Consider the following 16,428-nt stretch of genomic DNA (forward strand, 5'->3'; position numbering starts at 1 on the left):
TTGCGCCCTCCAGCACCACAGCAAAGGCACCACATGGCTTCGCCCGCATCCGAGCCGCCGCCCGCGTCGCCGGCACCACCCGGCGACCGGGCTCTCTTCCGCACCGCGGAACCCCCTTCGCCCCGCACTCTCATCGACGTCCTGGAAGCCACCGCCGCGGCACACCCGCAGGCCCCGGCCCTGGACACGGGCGCCGAGGTGTTCTCCTACCGCGAGCTGCGCGCCGAGGTCGTCCGCCGTGCCGGACGCCTGGCCGAGCGCGGGATCGGCCCCGGTGACAGGGTGGGCATCCGGGTGCCGTCCGGCACGGCGGAGTTGTACCTGTCGATCCTGTCGGTACTGCGCTGCGGTGCCGCCTACGTACCGGTCGACGCCGACGATCCCGACGAGCGGGCCGCCACCGTCTTCCGCGAGGCCGGCGTGTGCGCCGTCCTCGGGCCCTGCCCGGAGCCGGGGGGCCTCGCCGTGCCGTCGGGTGCGGCCCGGCCGGGCGGCGGCGCGCCGGTGCCCGCGCCCGAGCACGACGCCTGGATCATCTTCACGTCCGGTTCCACGGGCGCGCCCAAGGGCGTAGCCGTCACGCACCGGTCGGCCGCGGCCTTCGTCGACGCCGAGGCCTCTCTGTTCCTGCGGGAGCGGCCGCTGGGGCCCGGCGACCGGGTGCTCGCCGGGCTGTCCGTCGCCTTCGACGCCTCCTGCGAGGAGATGTGGCTGGCGTGGCGGTCCGGCGCCTGCCTGGTGCCGGCCGACCGAGCACTGGTGCGGGCCGGTCACGACCTGGGCGCCTGGCTCGTCGAACGCGGTGTCTCCGTCGTCTCCACCGTGCCCACGTTGCTGGCGATGTGGCCCGAGGAGGCACTGCGGCATGTGCGACTGCTGATCCTCGGGGGCGAGGCGTGCCCTCCCGGGCTCGTCGACCGGTTCGCCCGGCCGGGGAGGGAGATGTGGAACACCTACGGACCGACCGAGACCACGGTGGTGGCCTGTGCGGCCCGGCTCAGGCCCGGCCACCCCGTACGCATCGGACTGCCTCTCGCCGGCTGGCAGTTGGCGGTGGTCGACGAGTCCGGTGCGCCGGTGGCGTACGGGGCGGAGGGCGAGCTGGTCATCTCCGGGGTGGGCACCGCCCGCTATCTCGATCCGGTCAAGGACGCGCAGCGCTTCCGGCCCTGTCCGGCGCTGGACTCGCCCCGCGCCTACCGCTCGGGCGACCTGGTGCGTGCCGACGCCGAGGGCCTGGTGTTCGTGGGGCGCGCCGACGACCAGGTCAAGCTCGGCGGGCGGCGGGTCGAGCTGGGTGAGATCGACGCGGCCCTGTGCGCCCTGCCCGGTGTGCGCGGTGGCGCGGCCGCCGTGCAGACGACAGCGGCCGGCACCCAGGTGCTGGTCGGTTACGTCGTCCCGGAGTCGTCCGCGGACCACGGCCCGGCGTTCCAGACGGACAAGGCGAGGGCGCTGCTGGCGGAGCGGCTGCCCGCGCCGCTGGTGCCCGTGCTGGTCGAGGTGGCGGACCTGCCCACCCGTGGATCCGGCAAGGTGGACCGCGGGGCGCTGCCCTGGCCGGTGCCGCTCACCGACGGCGGCGCGGACGGCACGGCGGGCCGGCTGGAGGGCTCGGCCGCCCGGCTGGCGGACGTGTGGGAGCAGCTCCTGGGCGTCCGGCCCGGCCCGGACAGCGACTTCGTGGCCCTCGGCGGCACCAGCCTGACCGCCGCGCGCATGGCCTCGGTGCTCAGGGAGCACCACCCGGGGGTGTCGGTGGCCGACCTGTACCGCCATTCCGTGCTGCACCGCATGGCGGAGCACCTGGATTCCCTGGACGGCGCCGCGGAGGAATCGCACCCGGTGCGGCCGGTCGCACGGGCGGGCCACCGGGAAGAGGGGCGGGAAGGGACAGGTCCCGTGCGGCCGGTCCCCCGGCGTGCCGCCGCGGTGCAGTTCGTGGTGCAGCTGGTCGCCTACGGCATCGCGGGGCTGCGCGGCCTGGTCGGTCTGGCCGCGGCGGACGACATCATCGGCTGGGTCGCGCCCCAGGCCTGGGCGCCGCACACCGCGTGGTGGCTGATCCTGGCCGGCTGGCTGGTGCTGTTCAGCGCCCCGTTCCGGTGCCTGATCGGGGCGGGACTGGCCCGCGCGCTGGCCGGATCCCTCACGCCCGGCGCCTACCCGCGCGGCGGCGGCGCGCATCTGCGGCTGTGGAGCGCCGAGCGGGCGGTCGCGGTGTTCGGTGTGCCGTCGCTGCTCGGGACGCCCTGGGCGGGCCGGTACGCCAGGCTGCTGGGCTGCGCCACGGGCCGGGACGTCCAGTTGCACACCATGCCCCCGGTGACCGGCCTGGCCAGGCTGGGCGACGGATGCGGGGTGGAACCGGAGGCGGACATCTCGGGCTGGTGGCTGGACGGCGACACGCTGCACGTCGGGAGCGTGACGATCGGCGCGGGCGCCCGGGTGGGGCACCGCAGCACCCTGCTGCCGGGTTCCGTCGTGGGCCGGGACGCGGAACTGACGGCCGGCAGCTGCCTGGACGGCCGCATCCCGGACGGCCACAGCTGGGCCGGTTCCCCGGCCCGTTCGGCCGGTTTGGCCGGTTTGGCCGGTTCAGCTCGTCCGGCCGGTTCGACCCGTCCGACCGTGCCGGCGCGTTCGGCCGGTTCGACCCGTGCGACCGTGTCGGCTCGTCCGGCCGGTTCGACCGACTCGGCCGGTTCGGCCGGGGCCGCCGGTCCCTTCGCGGGCCGGGAGCCGTCCCGGGCTCCGGTCGGCCTCGGGCGCCGCTGGCACCCGGCCTACGCCCTGTCCCTGGCCACGTTGCCGCTGGTGCCGCTGCTGGCCTCCGTACCGGCCCTGTTCGTCACCTACCTGCTGCTGCGCGACACTCCGACGCTGGCGTCGGCGGCCCTGCGTCTGCTCGCCGCCGTACCCCTGTTCACGGTCACGACCGCGATCTGCTGGTCACTCCTGGTCGCCGTCACGGTGCGCCTGCTCGGCCGGTCGATCACGCCGGGCACGCACCGCGCGGACGGCGGGGTCGCCTGGCGGGTGTGGCTGGTGACCCGGCTGCTGGACGGCGCCCGGAGCAGTCTCTTCCCCGTCTACGCCGGCCTGGCCACGCCGTACTGGCTGCGTCTGCTGGGCGCCCGGGTGGGCCGCGGCACCGAGATCTCGACCGTGCTGCCGCTGCCGTCCCTGCTGCACATCGAGGACGGGGCGTTCCTCGCCGACGACACCCTCGTCGCACCGTTCGAACTGCGCGGCGGCCGGATGGAACTGGGGCACGTGCGCATCGGCACCCGGGCGTTCGTCGGCAACTCCGGGATCGTCGGTCCCGGGCGCGAGGTCGCCGACCACAGCCTGGTCGGCGTGCTGTCCGACGCGCCGGAGCGGGGCGAGGCGGGCATGTCGTGGATCGGGCGGCCTGCCATGCCGCTGCCCCGGGTGCCGGACAGGATCGACCCGGCGCGCACCTTCGCCCCCTCCCGCCGGCTGGTGGCGGCGCGCGCGGCGGTGGAGGCGTGCCGCGTGCTGCCGCTGATGGTGAGCACCGCGCTGGCCGAGTGCGTGCTGCTGGGAGAGCAGGACGCCCTGTTCCGGGGCGGTCTGCCGCTGGCCGCGCTGGCCGGCGCTCCGTTGCTGCTGGCCGCGGGCCTGCTGGCGTGCCTGACCGCCACCGGCGCCAAGTGGCTCCTCGTGGGCCGGTTCAGGCCGGTCGAGCGCCCGCTGTGGTCTTCGTTCGTGTGGCGCAACGAGCTGTACGACACGTTCGTGGAGACGCTGGCCGTGCCCTGGGCTGTGCGGGCCTTCCTTGGCACCCCCGCGGTCAACTGGTGGCTGCGCAGCCTCGGGGCCCGCATCGGGCGTGGGGTGTGGTGCGAGAGCTACTGGCTGCCGGAGACCGATCTGGTCGGCCTCGGCGACGGCGTCAGCGTCAACCGCGGCTGCGTCCTGCAGACCCACCTGTTCCACGACCGCATCATGCGGATGGACACCGTGCACCTGGCTGCCGGGGCGTCGCTGGGACCGCACAGCATCGCCCTCCCCGGCACCGCGATCGGCGCCGGCACGTCGGTCGGCGCCTGCTCGCTCGTGATGCGCGGCGAGAGCGTGCCCGCCGGAACGCGCTGGGCGGGCAACCCCATCGCCGGTGCTCCCGCCGCCCGCGCGGTCACTCCGTGCACGGGAGGCGGTGAAGCGGCGTGAAGCGGTGCAGCCGACGTGCCCTGATCCGGGGCGCGGCGCTGGCCCCGCTCGTCGCGGTGGGCGCGGACGCCCTGGTGGCGCCGGCCCGGCGCTACTTCGCGAGCCACGGATCGTACGACCACCACACCCTCTCCTACGACCTCCGGCTCGCCTACGATCCGGCCGCCGGGCGGCTCGACGGCCGGGCCCGCATCCGGGCGGTGGCCGACCAGCCGCTCACCCGGGTGGAGTTGGACCTCGCCCGGCTGCGGGTGCACGCGGCGCGGGTGGACGGGGTGGAGGTCCGTGCCCGGCAGCAGCAGCACAAGCTGCTGCTGCCGACCCCGGGTCCGCTGACCGCGGGCAGAGCGTTCACCGTCGAGGTCGGCTACGGCGGCCGGCCGGGCCCGGTACGTACGCCGTTCGGACCGATCGGCTGGGACCGCACCGGAGACGCGCACGACGGGACACTGGTGGCGGCGCAGCCGCTCGGCGCCCCGTCCTGGTTTCCCTGCAACGACCGCCCGGACGACAAGGCCGAGTTCACCTTCCGGGTGACCGTGCCGCACGGACACCAGGCGCTCGCCAACGGCACCCTGCGCGAGCGGCGCCGCGACGGAGCGGCGGAGTGCTGGACCTACCACCACCCGGGCCCGATGGCGCCCTACCTCGCCGCGCTGTACACCGGCCGCTTCGACCACGAGTCCTGGACGGCCAGGGACGGGTCGACCGGCCGGACGGTCACCGGACGCAACGCCTATCCCCCGCGGCTCGCCCGGCAGGCCCGGCACGACCTGGGCCGCCAGCCGCGGATGCTCGGCGCCTTCACCGCCTGGTTCGGGCCGTACCCCTTCGAGACGTACGGCGCGGTGGTCGTGGACACCGAACTGGACCAGCCGGTCGAGAACCAGACGCTGTCCCTGTTCGGCAGCAACCACGTCGACGGCAGCCGCGGGTGGGAGACGCTCGTCGCCCACGAACTCGCCCACCAGTGGTTCGGCAACAGCGTGAGTCTGCGGGACTGGCGCGACATCTGGCTCAACGAGGGCTTCGCCACCTACTGCGAGTGGCTCTGGTCGGAGCACATCGGTGAGGACACGGCCGACACCATCGCCCGGACCGAGTGGCGCAGACTCCGGGCAAGCCCGCAGGACCTGCGGCTCGCCGACCCCGGCCGGCTCCGCATCTTCGACGACCGCGTCTACACCCGCGGCGCGTGCACACTGCACGCGCTGCGTCTGACGATGGGCGACGACCGCTTCTTCGCCATGCTGCGGGCCTGGCACCGCTGCCACCGCGGCGGCAGCGCCCACACCCCCGCGTTCATCGCCCACGTCCGGCGCTGCTCACCGCCGGCGACCGAGCCGCTGCTACGCGCATGGCTCTACGAGGAACCCCTGCCACCACTGCCCGCGGACCGGCACACCGGGGACACTTCGTGAAGCCGTGAGCCGGACCCTCGGCAACAGGCCGGGGCGGCAGGCGCGTTCGGCAGGCGCGGAAGCTGCTCCTCGGTCCGCCGGTCGAGCGCGTCGGTCGTGGCAGGCGGTTCAACGGCGCCTCGGCGCAAGCCCTAAGGTGCCTGCGTGACTGCCTTCATAGACGAGAACGTCCCCGGCCGCTACGGCCCCTCCGCCACCACCGAGGCCGACCCCCACCAGGTCGGCCGGGTGCGGACCGAGTACTCGCCCGCACACGACGGCGACCCCGACCCCGGGGAGATCGTGTGGACGTGGGTGCCCTTCGAGGAGAACGACGGGCGGGGCAAGGACCGGCCGGTGCTCGTCGTGGCCCGGGAGGCGGCGGGGACCTTCCTGGCCGTTCAGCTGTCCAGCAAGCGGCACGACGGCGACCGGGAGTGGGTGCCGATCGGCAGCGGCCCCTGGGACCGGTCCGGGCGCGACTCCTGGGTGGACGTCGACCGCGTGCTGCGGCTGCACGAGGAGGGCATGCGCCGCGAGGCGTGCGCGCTGGACCGGATGCGGTTCAACCTGGTGGTCCACCGGCTGCGGGAGCGGTACGGCTGGAGCTAGCGGTACGGCGGAGGCCGGCGGTACGGCGGAAGCCCGCGGCACGGCGGAAGCCCGCGGCACGGCGGAAGCCCGCGGCACGGCGGAAGCCCGCGGCACGGCGGAAGCCCGCGGCACGGCGGCCGGCCGGGAGCGGCGGATGGCCTGCGGCCGTCCGCCGTCCGCCGCCGCGCAGGCCCGCGCTCATGGCGCGACCCCCGTGCGCGCCACGACCGCGGCCCGCGCAGCCTCCCCCGTCGTGCTCACGAACGCATCCTGAGCGATCCTGGTCCTGCGGTGCAACGAAGTTTTCCGGTCCCGGAGCATCCGGAGAACGGGTCGGAAAGGAAGGGTGCGTAAGGGCTTCGTCATGATCTGCACTCTTGTGCGGAGCGACAAGAGCGTCTTGGGTAGACGGAGCGATGCCGGTCCGGGCCGTCGAATCCGGGTCGGCGACGTCGTGGCAGCTCTGGAGGATCCCAGCATGTCCGATGCATCGACTGCCTCGGCGGGTGACTGTACGGAGTCCCGTACTGCCGTCACCGAAGCCGAGGTCGAAGCCCTGGTCCGCGGCATCTGCTTCAAGACCGGACCACCCCGCGTCCTCGGGGTCGAAGTGGAATGGCTCGTCCACGAGCTGCGCCGGCCGCAGCTCCCCGTGACACCCGAACGTCTCGAAGCGGCCTACACCGCACTGCGGGCCGTGCCCTTGAGGTCGGCACTCACCGTCGAACCCGGCGGTCAGCTGGAGCTGAGCTCGCCGCCCGCCGGCTCCCTGATGGAGTGCGTCGGTACCGTCTCCGCCGACCTCGGCGCCGTTCGCGCCGTCCTCGCACGGGACGGCCTCGGCCTCGTCGGTGTCGGTCACGACCCCTGGCACCCACCACGTCGTTTCCTGCACGAGCGGCGTTACGACGCCCTGGAGGCCTGCCTGGACCGTGACGGGCCGGCCGGCCGTCACATGATGTGCGCGTCCGCCTCCGTGCAGGTGTGCCTGGACGCGGGCCACGAGGAACCCGGGCCACTCGGCCACGGGCGGCGCTGGTGGCTCGCGCACCAGCTGGGCGCGGTCCTGGTCGCCGCGTTCGCCAACTCCCCGCTGGTCGGACGCCGGCCCACGGGCTGGCTGTCCACCCGGCAGCTGGTGTGGATGGAAATCGGCCCCGGCCGGGCGGGCGCGCCCCCGCTGAACGGCGATCCGCGGGCCGCCTGGGCCAGGCACGCCCTGGACGCACCGGTGATGTGCGTACGGCACGAGGACGGCCCGTGGGACGTGCCGCGTGGGCTGACCTTCCGCCACTGGATCCGGTCCGGCCTGCCGAGGCCGCCGACCAGGGACGATCTCGCCTACCACCTCACCACCCTGTTCCCGCCGGTACGGCCGCGGGGCCATCTGGAGCTGCGCATGATCGACGCGCAGCCCGGTGACGACGGGTGGATCGTGCCGCTCGCGGTGACGGCGGCGCTCTTCGACGACCCGGAGGCGGCGGAGGCCGCGTACCGGGCGGTGAAGCCGCTCGCCGAGCGGGCACTGCCCCTGCCCGCACCGCACAATCCGCTGTGGCTGGAGGCGGCCCGGTCCGGGCTCGCCGACCCGGAGCTGTACGACGCGGCCGTCACCTGCTTCGGAGCGGCCCTGGAGGCCCTGCCGCGGCTCGGTGCCACCACCGAGGTCACCGACGCCGTCGCGGTGTTCCTGGACCGCTACGTCCGCAAGCGCCGGTGCCCCGCCGACGACCTGCTCGACCGACTGCGCGGCATGGACCTCACCGGACCCGGGCCTCGCCCGACCGGGGAATCCCCGACCGCCCACGGGAAGGACATCCGCACATGACCGACCCCACCCTCGACTCCGACGCGCTGCGCGAACGGGCGCTCGGCTCGCTGGCCACGGCCCGTGACCGCACCACGCTCCTGACCACCTGCGTCGAGGAACCCGATCTCACCGCCCAGCACTCGCCGCTGATGTCTCCGCTGGTGTGGGACCTCGCCCACATCGGCAATCAGGAGGAGCTGTGGCTGCTGCGGGCGGTCGCCGGACGGGAGGCGATGCGGCCCGAGATAGACGGCCTGTACGACGCCTTCGAGCACCCGCGCGCCGCGCGCCCCTCGCTGCCGCTGCTGCCGCCCGGCGAGGCCCGCGCCTACGCGGCCGAGGTGCGCGGCAGGGTGCTGGACGTGCTGGAGAGCACCGCGTTCCACGGCACCCGGCTGACGGAGGCGGGCTTCGCCTTCGGGATGATCGCCCAGCACGAACAGCAGCACGACGAAACGATGCTGATCACCCATCAGCTGCGCAGGGGGCCGCAGGCGCTGACCGCCCCCGATCCGGCTGCGGCCGCACCGTTCACCGGACCGGCCGAAGTCCTCGTCCCCGGTGGGCCGTTCACCATGGGCACCTCCACCGAGCCGTGGGCGCTGGACAACGAACGGCCCGCGCACGTGCGCGAGGTGGCCGCGTTCCACATCGACACCACTCCGGTGACGAACGCCGCGTACCAGGCGTTCATCGAGGACGGCGGCTACGACGACCCGCGCTGGTGGGCGCCGGAGGGCTGGACCCACATACGGCAGCAGGGCATCGGTGCGCCGCTGTTCTGGTGGCGTGAGGGCCGTCAGTGGCTGCGGCGGCGCTTCGGCGTCACCGAGGTGGTCCCGCCCGACGAGCCGGTGCTGCACGTCAGCTGGTACGAGGCCGACGCCTACGCCCGCTGGGCCGGGCGCCGGCTGCCCACCGAGGCGGAGTGGGAGAAGGCGGCCCGTCACGACCCGGCGGGCGGGCGCTCGATGCGCTACCCGTGGGGCGAGGCCGACCCGACACCCGAGCGCGCGAACCTCGGCCAGCGCCACCTGCGTCCGGCCCCCGCGGGCAGCTATCCGGCCGGCGAGTCGCCGCTCGGCGTACGGCAGTTGATCGGCGACGTGTGGGAGTGGACGGCGAGCGACTTCCTGCCGTACCCGGGGTTCACCGCGTTCCCGTACAAGGAGTACTCGGAGGTGTTCTTCGGGCCGGAGTACAAGGTGCTGCGCGGCGGTTCGTTCGCCGTGGACCCGGTCGCCTGCCGGGGCACCTTCCGCAACTGGGACTACCCGATCCGGCGGCAGATCTTCTCCGGTTTCCGCACCGCCCGCTCGGTGAGCTCCTGATGTGCCGTCACCTGGCGTATCTGGGGCGCGCGGAGCCGCTGGGCCGGCTCCTGGTGGAACCCCCGCACAGCCTCTACCGGCAGTCGTGGGCACCACGGCGGCAGCGGTACGGCACGGTCAACGCCGACGGGTTCGGCGTGGGCTGGTATGCCGAGGGCGATCCGGTACCGGCCCGGTACCGCCGGGCCGGGCCCGTGTGGGCGGACCTGTCCTTCGCCGACCTGGCCCGGGTCGTGCGCAGCACCGCGCTGCTCGCGGCGGTGCGGGACGCGACCCTGGCGGGCGCGGACGCGGAGGCCGCGGCGGCGCCGTTCGCCGCGGGCCGCTGGCTGTTCAGCCACAACGGGGCCGTGACCGGCTGGCCGGGCTCGCTCGCCCAGTCGGCGCGGACCCTGCCGCCGCAGGACCTGCTGTCGCTGGAGGCGCGCAACGACTCGGCGCTGGTGTGGGCGCTGGTCCTGGCCCGGCTGCGCGGCGGCGACCCGGGTGGGCCGACGGGGAGCGCCGCGCATCGGACGGAGGCGGGCCAGGCGCTGGCCGACACCGTGCTGGAGGTCGCCGCGGCGGCCCCCGGCTCCCGGCTCAACCTGCTGCTCACCGACGGCGAGACGATCCTCGCGACCGCCTGGGGCGACACCCTGTGGTACCTCGCCGAACCCGGCCGGCGCACGGTCGTGGCCTCCGAACCCTACGACGACGACCCGCACTGGCGGGAGGTTCCCGACCGCACACTGCTCGCGGCAAGCCGCACGGACGTCCTGCTGACCCCGCTCAAGGACCTCACCGAGGACCTGGCATCCGTACCACCCGAGGAGCCCCGTACGTGAGTCCGTTCCAGATCACCCGTACCCTGCCGGAGGACGCCATGGCCGCCGCCCTGCGCGCCGACGTCCTCACCGGCCTGACCTTCCTGCCCAAGGCGCTGCCGCCGAAGTGGTTCTACGACGCGCTCGGCAGCGAGTTGTTCGAGCGGATCACCGAACTGCCCGAGTACTACCCGACGCGCGCCGAGCGGGAGATCCTCGTCACCCGCGCCGGTGAGATCGCCGGGGCGCTGCCCGCCCGTACCCTGATCGAACTGGGCTCCGGCTCCTCGGAGAAGACCCGGTACCTGCTCGACGCGCTGAGCGGTCTGCACAGCTACGTGCCCGTCGACGTCAGCGACAGCGCGCTCACCCAGGCCGGGCAGGCCCTGGTCGCCGAGCGGCCGGACCTGAACGTGCACGCGCTGATCGCCGACTTCACCGCCGGTCTGACGCTGCCGGACGCGCCCGGCCCCCGGCTGCTGGCGTTCCTCGGCGGCACCATCGGCAACCTGCTGCCCGAGGAGCGCGCCGAGTTCCTGGCCGGGGTGCGCACCCTGCTCTCGCCCGGTGACGCGCTGCTGCTCGGCACGGACCTGGTCAAGGACGAGAAGGTCCTGGTCAGGGCGTACGACGACGCGGCGGGAGTGACGGCCGCGTTCAACAAGAACGTGCTGGCCGTCGTCAACCGCGAACTGGGCGCCGATTTCGATCCCGGCGCCTTCGAGCACGTGGCGCTGTGGAACGCCGAGCAGGAGTGGATCGAGATGCGGCTGCGATCCCGTGCGGCACAGACCGTGAAGATCGCCGCGCTCGGTCTCGCCGTCGACTTCGCGGCGGGTGAGGAGCTGCGCACCGAGGTGTCGGCGAAGTTCCGGAAGGAAGGTGTACGGACCGAACTGGACGCTGCAGGCCTGGAGTTGTCCCGGTGGTGGACCGACGCGGAGGGCCGCTTCGCGCTGTCGCTGAGCACGGTGCGCTGAGGCGGGCACCGTGAGGCGGGCTGTTCGCGGGCGCCGGGACGGGCTCCCGGCGCCCGCGGGCCGGCCCTCGGACCGGCGCCTGTGGCCGGTGCCGTGCGGACGGTGCCGGCCGACCGGAGCCGTCAGCCCAACCGGGCGCGAGTGCCTCGGTGATCCGGCGGGAGGCGCGCCGCGCCTGCGCAGTGGGTCGGCGCTGGGAGCCGCGGCCGTCGGCCGCCCATGTCGCGCTCTGCCTCCGCGTACGGCACCGTGGAGTGACGCTTGACACACGCGCCTCGGACGGACGTGACGGTCCCGTCCCGGCGGAGAGGAGCACCCGCATGACCGACCACACCTACCGGGTCACCGAGATCGTCGGCAGCTCGCACGAGGGTGTCGACCAAGCCATCCGCAACGCCATCGGCCGGGCCTCGCAGACCCTGCGCAACCTGGACTGGTTCGAGGTGACCCAGGTCAGGGGCCAGATCGAGAACGGCCGCATCGAGCACTACCAGGTCGGTCTGAAGGTCGGCTTCCGCCTCGAGGACGCGGGCTGACCGCGACGGGGCGCCCGGCGCCGGGTGCCCTCAGGTGCGCCCCTCACGCTCCTGCGCGTCCGTGAGGTCGGCGGACGGCGCCGCCCAGCGGGCCCGGACCACACGAAAGCCCGCCCGTTCGGCGTCGTCGCAGACCAGCTCGTCGTCGTCCACCACGGCACGGATCTCCCGGTCCCGCGCGAGGCGGCGCAGAACCTCCACCTTGGTGCGGCGGGCCGGTCTGCGGTCGTCGTTGCGCCGCATGTGCAGCCGTCCTTCGGGCAGCCCGTGGACGGCGAGCCAGTCGAGCGTGTCCCGGCGGCAGCGCTCGGGCCGCCCGGTGAGGTAGACGACCTCGCACTCGGCCGCGCTGTGGCGGACGAGCGCCACGCCCTCCTCCAGGGGCGGGTCCGCGGGTGCCGCGGCGAAGAAGGCGTCCCAGTCGCGGGGCCTGCGCTCCAGGAACCGCTGCCGGTGTGCCGTGTCGGCGAGGGTGTTGTCCAGGTCGAACACGGCGAGGGGGCGCTTGTCGCTGTCCGTCACGCCGCCCAGCCTAGTCACCGACCGGCGCCGTCCGGATGCGTGGGGGGACCGGGCGCCCGATGCTGGGTACATGTCCGGACCACTGCCCGTGATTGTGCACCCGCCCTCCCCGACGGGCGGCCGGCGCGTCCGTGTGAACGGCGAGATCCTGGGGCTGGCCTACAGCGTCGCGGATGTCGCCGAGTTCCTCCGCCGCGCCGGCCTCGACGTCGAACCCGGGGAGGTCGCCGTCTCCCCGCTGATCGACTGGCGTGGGGGCGGGCCGGACTACTGGGGTCCGGAACCGGACCAGGCCTCGCCCTGAGGGCCGCGGCGTTCCTCATCCGGCCGACGGCGGGATGTTCTGGTTGGCGTGGAAGAAGTTCTCCGGGTCGTAGGTGCGCTTGACTGCGGCCAACCGGTCGTAGTTGCCGCGGTAGGTGGCCCGGACCCGGTCCGCGCTCTCCCGCTCGCCCAGGAAGTTGATGTAGGAACCGCCCATCGAATGCGGGTGCAGGTCGCTCCAGTAGTCCACGCACCACTGCCGGATCGGCTCGGCGTTGGCCGGGTCCGGATCGATCCCGGCGATCACGCCCGACCAGACGGCGTCCCGGTACCCCCAGGCCGTGTCGTCGGCCCCCACCCGCCGGGGCGCCCCGTCCACCGGATACAGGTGCATCGTCGACAGCTCCGTGGGGATGTTCTCCCCGTACTTCAGATGCACGTCGATCGCGGCGTCGGAGATCGTGTCGAAGAAGTCGCCGCGCCAGTACCACTGCAGGCCCGGCGGCAACAGCGGGTCGAACAGGCCCTGCAGGGTGGGGTACGGCATGGGCGTGGCGAAGTGGAAGGCGGGCGGTGCGGGATCGTTCACCACGGCCAGGACCTCGTCCAGTCGGTCGGTCTCCAGGTCGCCGGTGTAGCACCACACGACACCGCACATCTTGTGCCCGTGGATCGGCTCGGGGAACGGCGGTCCCGGCGGCACGGCCAGCAGGACGAAGAAGCCGAACAGGTCCTCCGGGGCCGCGGGCAGGAAGTCCCGGTACCAGCGGAGCACTTCGGGGGTGCGGTCGACCGGCCACACCGTCACGGCGAAGCCGACCGTGTGCACCGGGTGCAACCGGAAGGTGAAGCAGGTGACGACCCCGAAGTTCCCGCCGCCGCCCCGCAGCGCCCAGAACAGGTCCGGGTGGTCGTCCGCGGAGGCGGTGACGAAGGAGCCGTCGGCCAGCACCACGTCGGCGGAGACCAGGCTGTCGATCGTGAGCCCGTACCGGCGGGTCAGATAGCCGTGCCCGCCGCCCAGGGTCAGGCCGCCGACCCCGGTGGTGGACACGATTCCCGCCGGCACGGCGAGGCCGAACGTGTGGGACGCGTGATCGAGGTCGCCGAGCAGGCTCCCGCCGCCCACCTGGGCGGTGTTCGTCGCCGGATCCACCCGGACCCAGCGCATCGGCGACAGGTCGAGCACGAGCCCGTCGTCCACCAGGCACAGGCCCGGCCCGCTGTGGCCACCGCCGCGCACGGCGAGGTCCAGCCCCGTGTCATGGGCGAAGGAGACGACGGTGACCACGTCCGCGACGTCGGCGCAGCCCGCCACGGCGGCGGGACGTCGGTCGATCATGGCGTTGTAGATGCCACGGGCCTCGTCGTAGCCCGGGTCCTGCGGCGTGACGACGGCTCCTCGAAGGGCCTCGCGGAGACTTTCCAGAGCCGTTGCCTTGATGTCGCCCATGGCCAACACCCCAGACGGACGTGGTGATCCGCGGACGGAGGGGAGCGCGGCACGTCCGGGCGGGGGGCGGGGGGCGTGGGGTGCGCGGATCGGTCGGGGAGGGTGACGTCGATCCGTTCGCGCTTCGCTTCGCCGCTGTGAGTGGTGGTGCTGGATCAGCACCGCTCGGGACAGGCCCATTTGTGGGGCGGCCTGCCCCACAAGGCTCCAGTCTCGTGCCGCCCGTCACCCCCCGCAACCGGGGCGCTGACCGGCTGCTGGGCCCAGACGGTCTTTCCCTGTCCCTGAGTCCCTGATAGCGACAGCCCCACTGGTCCGCGAGGCTCGCGATGATGAACAGCCCTCGACCCGTCTCATCGACGGTGCGGGCGTGTTTCACGTGCGGAGCGCCGGCCTCTGCATCGCTGACCTCGCAGGTCAGCATGCGCTCGAAGATCATGCGCGGTTGCAGGGGCGGAGCACCGTGGCGGACCGCGTTGCCGACGAGCTCGCGGACGATGAGCTCGGCGGTGAACGCCGTGTCCTCGTCGACCTCCCAGTACTCCAGCCGGCGGCGGGCCGGCCGCCTCCGGGTATCCGTGTGGCCGCCCTTGGGCGTCCGCGGCGACCTCACGCATGAGCGCGGTCACGGACCGGCCGACGGTCTCCTCGGCGGACCGCCCGAACAACTCCTGTGCCGCGCGTCCCCACTCGATCACCCGTCCGCCCTCGTCGATGAGTGCGAGCACGTCATCGCTGGGCATGCGAAACCACCTCCGTCGCTGGGACGACGGCGTCGGCGCCTCCCTTGTCGTGCAGTGCCTCATGGTCGTGCAGCGCATGGCCGTGACCGCGGTCGCCCGGTGTGACATCTGCGCAACGAGCGGCGTGTGCGATACCGGCGTAGAAAAGGAAGGGAACGCCCGTACGACTCAGGGAGTGGCCGGCCATGCAGACCGTTGTGGATCTCACCCGCTGCCAGGGCTACGCGCAGTGCGTTTTCCTCGCACCGGACGTGTTCGAGCTGCACGGCGACGAGGGGCTGCTGTACAGCACGGCCGTCCCGGACGACCAGGTCGAGCGCGTGCGCCAGGCCGCGGCGGCGTGCCCGGTCCAGGCCATCCTCCTCGGCGAGGGGGTGACCGCCGATGCCCGGTGATCTGACGGACGGCCGGATCGTCATCGTCGGCGCGTCGCTGGCCGGCCTGAGGGCCGCGGAGTCACTGCGCGAGGAGGGCTTCACCGGTTCACTGACCGTGGTGGGGGACGAGTCCCATCCGCCCTACGACCGGCCTCCGCTGTCCAAGCAGGTGCTGCTCGGCCGGGCGCCGGCGGACACCACGGGACTGCCGATGCGCCGGGACCCCGACGCCGAGTGGAGGCTGGGCGTACCCGCCACCGGCCTGGACCCGCTCGGGAAACGGGTGATGCTGGCCGACGGCGAGTCGCTGCCGTACGACCGGCTGCTGATCGCCACGGGGACCCGGGCGCGGCCCTGGCCCAACCCTGAGGAGGCCTCCCTCGACGGGGTGTTCACCCTGCGCACCAGCGACGAGGCCGGGGTGCTGGCCGAGCGGCTCGCCGCCGGGCCGGGGCGGGTGCTGGTGATCGGCGCCGGCTTCACCGGTTCGGAGATCGCCTCGGGCTGCCGGGAGCAGGGCATCGAGGTCACGGTCGCCGAACGCGGCCCCGCACCCCTGGTGGGCGCGCTCGGCGGGACGCTGTCGAAACTGGCGGCCGTCATGCACCGCAACAACGGCGTGGATCTGCGTTGCGGGGTGACGGTCACCGCCCTGCACGGGGACGGGAACGGCCGGTTCAGCGGTGCCGACCTGTCCGACGGCAGCCGGGTCGAGGCGGACGTGTGCGTCGTGGCGTTGGGGGCGGTCCGCAACGTCGAGTGGGTGGCGGAGTCCGGGCTGGCAGCGGGCCCGCGCGGAATCGCCTGCGACGCCGGGTGCCGCGCCTTCACCATGTACGGGATCGTCACCGACGACATCTTCGTGGCCGGTGACGTGTCCCGGTTCCCGCACCCGCTGTTCGGGTACCAGATGCTCTCCCTGGAGCACTGGGGCAACGCGGTCGCGCAGGCCGAGGTGGCGGCCCACAACATGGTCAGTCCGGGGCCGCTGCGGCGCCCGCACCTGACCGTGCCGACGTTCTGGTCGACCCAGTTCGGACTCAACATCAAGTCGGTGGGCGTACCCACCTACTCCGACCACGTGGTCATCGCCCAGGGCTCTCTGGAGGCCCGTCGGCTTGCGATGGTCTACGGCTACCGGGGGCGGGTCACCGCCGCGGTCACCGTCGACATGGCCAAGTGGCTCGGGTACTACCAGCACCTGATCGAGACCGCGGCCCCGTTCCCGCCCCCGCCCGGCGCGGCGGACCGGCCGATCGCGGCCGACGTGCCGATTCCCTCCGACGTGCCGGATCCGCGGGAGCTGTCGCACGGCCCCACCGTGGCGCTCACCGGGTACCTGCCCGACCGCCGACTGACCGTGGTGCCGCCGCACGGCTGACCCACGTCCGGCCCAACGCCGTTGCCGGCACTGG

13 protein-coding genes and 2 pseudogenes are annotated in these 16,428 nt (G+C 73.7%); 11 read left to right on the forward strand and 4 right to left on the reverse strand.

What is annotated here, in order from left to right:
* The first annotated feature begins 33 nt into the window (after window positions 1-33).
* The 8 genes from AB0A61_RS14850 (at window position 34) to AB0A61_RS14885 (ending at window position 11,654) form a co-directional block, all read left to right on the forward strand.
* Complete coding sequence (locus tag AB0A61_RS14850; RefSeq protein ID WP_361291602.1) at window positions 34-4,197, forward strand: Pls/PosA family non-ribosomal peptide synthetase; 4,164 nt, start codon at window positions 34-36, stop codon at window positions 4,195-4,197.
* On the forward strand, window positions 4,194-5,618 hold the full coding sequence (locus tag AB0A61_RS14855; RefSeq protein ID WP_361291604.1) for a M1 family metallopeptidase: 1,425 nt from the start codon (window positions 4,194-4,196) through the stop codon (window positions 5,616-5,618). Before AB0A61_RS14850 ends, AB0A61_RS14855 begins: the two co-directional genes overlap by 4 nt.
* A 144-nt stretch (window positions 5,619-5,762) precedes the next feature.
* Entirely contained in the window at window positions 5,763-6,209 is a 447-nt protein-coding gene (locus tag AB0A61_RS14860) for a type II toxin-antitoxin system PemK/MazF family toxin (protein WP_361291606.1), read from the forward strand.
* A gap of 460 nt (window positions 6,210-6,669) precedes the next feature.
* Complete coding sequence (gene egtA / locus AB0A61_RS14865) at window positions 6,670-8,019, forward strand: ergothioneine biosynthesis glutamate--cysteine ligase EgtA (protein WP_361291608.1); 1,350 nt, start codon at window positions 6,670-6,672, stop codon at window positions 8,017-8,019.
* Entirely contained in the window at window positions 8,016-9,332 is a 1,317-nt protein-coding gene (gene egtB / locus AB0A61_RS14870) for an ergothioneine biosynthesis protein EgtB (RefSeq protein ID WP_361291610.1), read from the forward strand. Before egtA ends, egtB begins: the two co-directional genes overlap by 4 nt.
* Window positions 9,332-10,159: an ergothioneine biosynthesis protein EgtC gene (egtC, locus tag AB0A61_RS14875; protein WP_361291612.1), complete on the forward strand. Its 828-nt coding sequence runs from the start codon at window positions 9,332-9,334 to the stop codon at window positions 10,157-10,159. The genes egtB and egtC overlap by 1 nt, the downstream gene beginning before the upstream one ends.
* A complete protein-coding gene (egtD, locus tag AB0A61_RS14880; protein ID WP_361291614.1) occupies window positions 10,156-11,118 on the forward strand; it encodes an L-histidine N(alpha)-methyltransferase in 963 nt (320 codons plus the stop codon). The genes egtC and egtD overlap by 4 nt, the downstream gene beginning before the upstream one ends.
* A 320-nt stretch (window positions 11,119-11,438) precedes the next feature.
* A complete protein-coding gene (locus tag AB0A61_RS14885; protein ID WP_361291616.1) occupies window positions 11,439-11,654 on the forward strand; it encodes a dodecin in 216 nt (71 codons plus the stop codon).
* 30 nt (window positions 11,655-11,684) lie between these two features.
* Here AB0A61_RS14885 and AB0A61_RS14890 read toward each other — a convergent pair whose 3' ends face one another.
* On the reverse strand, window positions 11,685-12,176 hold the full coding sequence (locus AB0A61_RS14890) for a hypothetical protein (RefSeq protein ID WP_361291618.1): 492 nt from the start codon (window positions 12,174-12,176) through the stop codon (window positions 11,685-11,687).
* Between the two features lie 70 nt (window positions 12,177-12,246).
* Here AB0A61_RS14890 and AB0A61_RS14895 point away from each other — a divergent pair, with 70 nt between their 5' ends.
* The gene (locus AB0A61_RS14895) at window positions 12,247-12,480 is read left to right on the forward strand and encodes a hypothetical protein (RefSeq protein ID WP_361291620.1); all 234 of its coding nucleotides are present in this window, start codon (window positions 12,247-12,249) and stop codon (window positions 12,478-12,480) included.
* 15 nt (window positions 12,481-12,495) lie between these two features.
* Here the strand turns inward: AB0A61_RS14895 and AB0A61_RS14900 are convergent, their stop codons facing one another.
* The 3 genes and pseudogenes from AB0A61_RS14900 to AB0A61_RS14910 form a co-directional block, all read right to left on the reverse strand.
* Window positions 12,496-13,893, reverse strand: a complete 1,398-nt coding sequence (locus AB0A61_RS14900; protein WP_361291622.1) for an FAD-binding oxidoreductase — start codon at window positions 13,891-13,893, stop codon at window positions 12,496-12,498.
* 367 nt (window positions 13,894-14,260) lie between these two features.
* Window positions 14,261-14,506, reverse strand: a pseudogene (locus AB0A61_RS14905) (diguanylate cyclase); the annotation flags it as partial.
* 7 nt (window positions 14,507-14,513) lie between these two features.
* A pseudogene (locus tag AB0A61_RS14910) lies at window positions 14,514-14,744 on the reverse strand (PAS domain S-box protein); the annotation flags it as partial.
* Window positions 14,745-14,821: 77 nt separating this feature from the next.
* Here AB0A61_RS14910 and AB0A61_RS14915 point away from each other — a divergent pair.
* Both AB0A61_RS14915 and AB0A61_RS14920 read left to right on the forward strand, forming a co-directional pair.
* Window positions 14,822-15,031: a ferredoxin gene (locus AB0A61_RS14915; RefSeq protein WP_361291624.1), complete on the forward strand. Its 210-nt coding sequence runs from the start codon at window positions 14,822-14,824 to the stop codon at window positions 15,029-15,031.
* Window positions 15,021-16,394, forward strand: coding sequence for an FAD-dependent oxidoreductase (locus tag AB0A61_RS14920; RefSeq protein ID WP_361291626.1), 1,374 nt, complete (start codon window positions 15,021-15,023; stop codon window positions 16,392-16,394). The genes AB0A61_RS14915 and AB0A61_RS14920 overlap by 11 nt, the downstream gene beginning before the upstream one ends.
* The last annotated feature ends 34 nt before the right edge of the window (window positions 16,395-16,428 follow it).

Origin of the sequence: Streptomyces sp. NPDC046197, from assembly GCF_040646295.1 — a bacterium.
Lineage (GTDB): Bacteria > Actinomycetota > Actinomycetes > Streptomycetales > Streptomycetaceae > Streptomyces.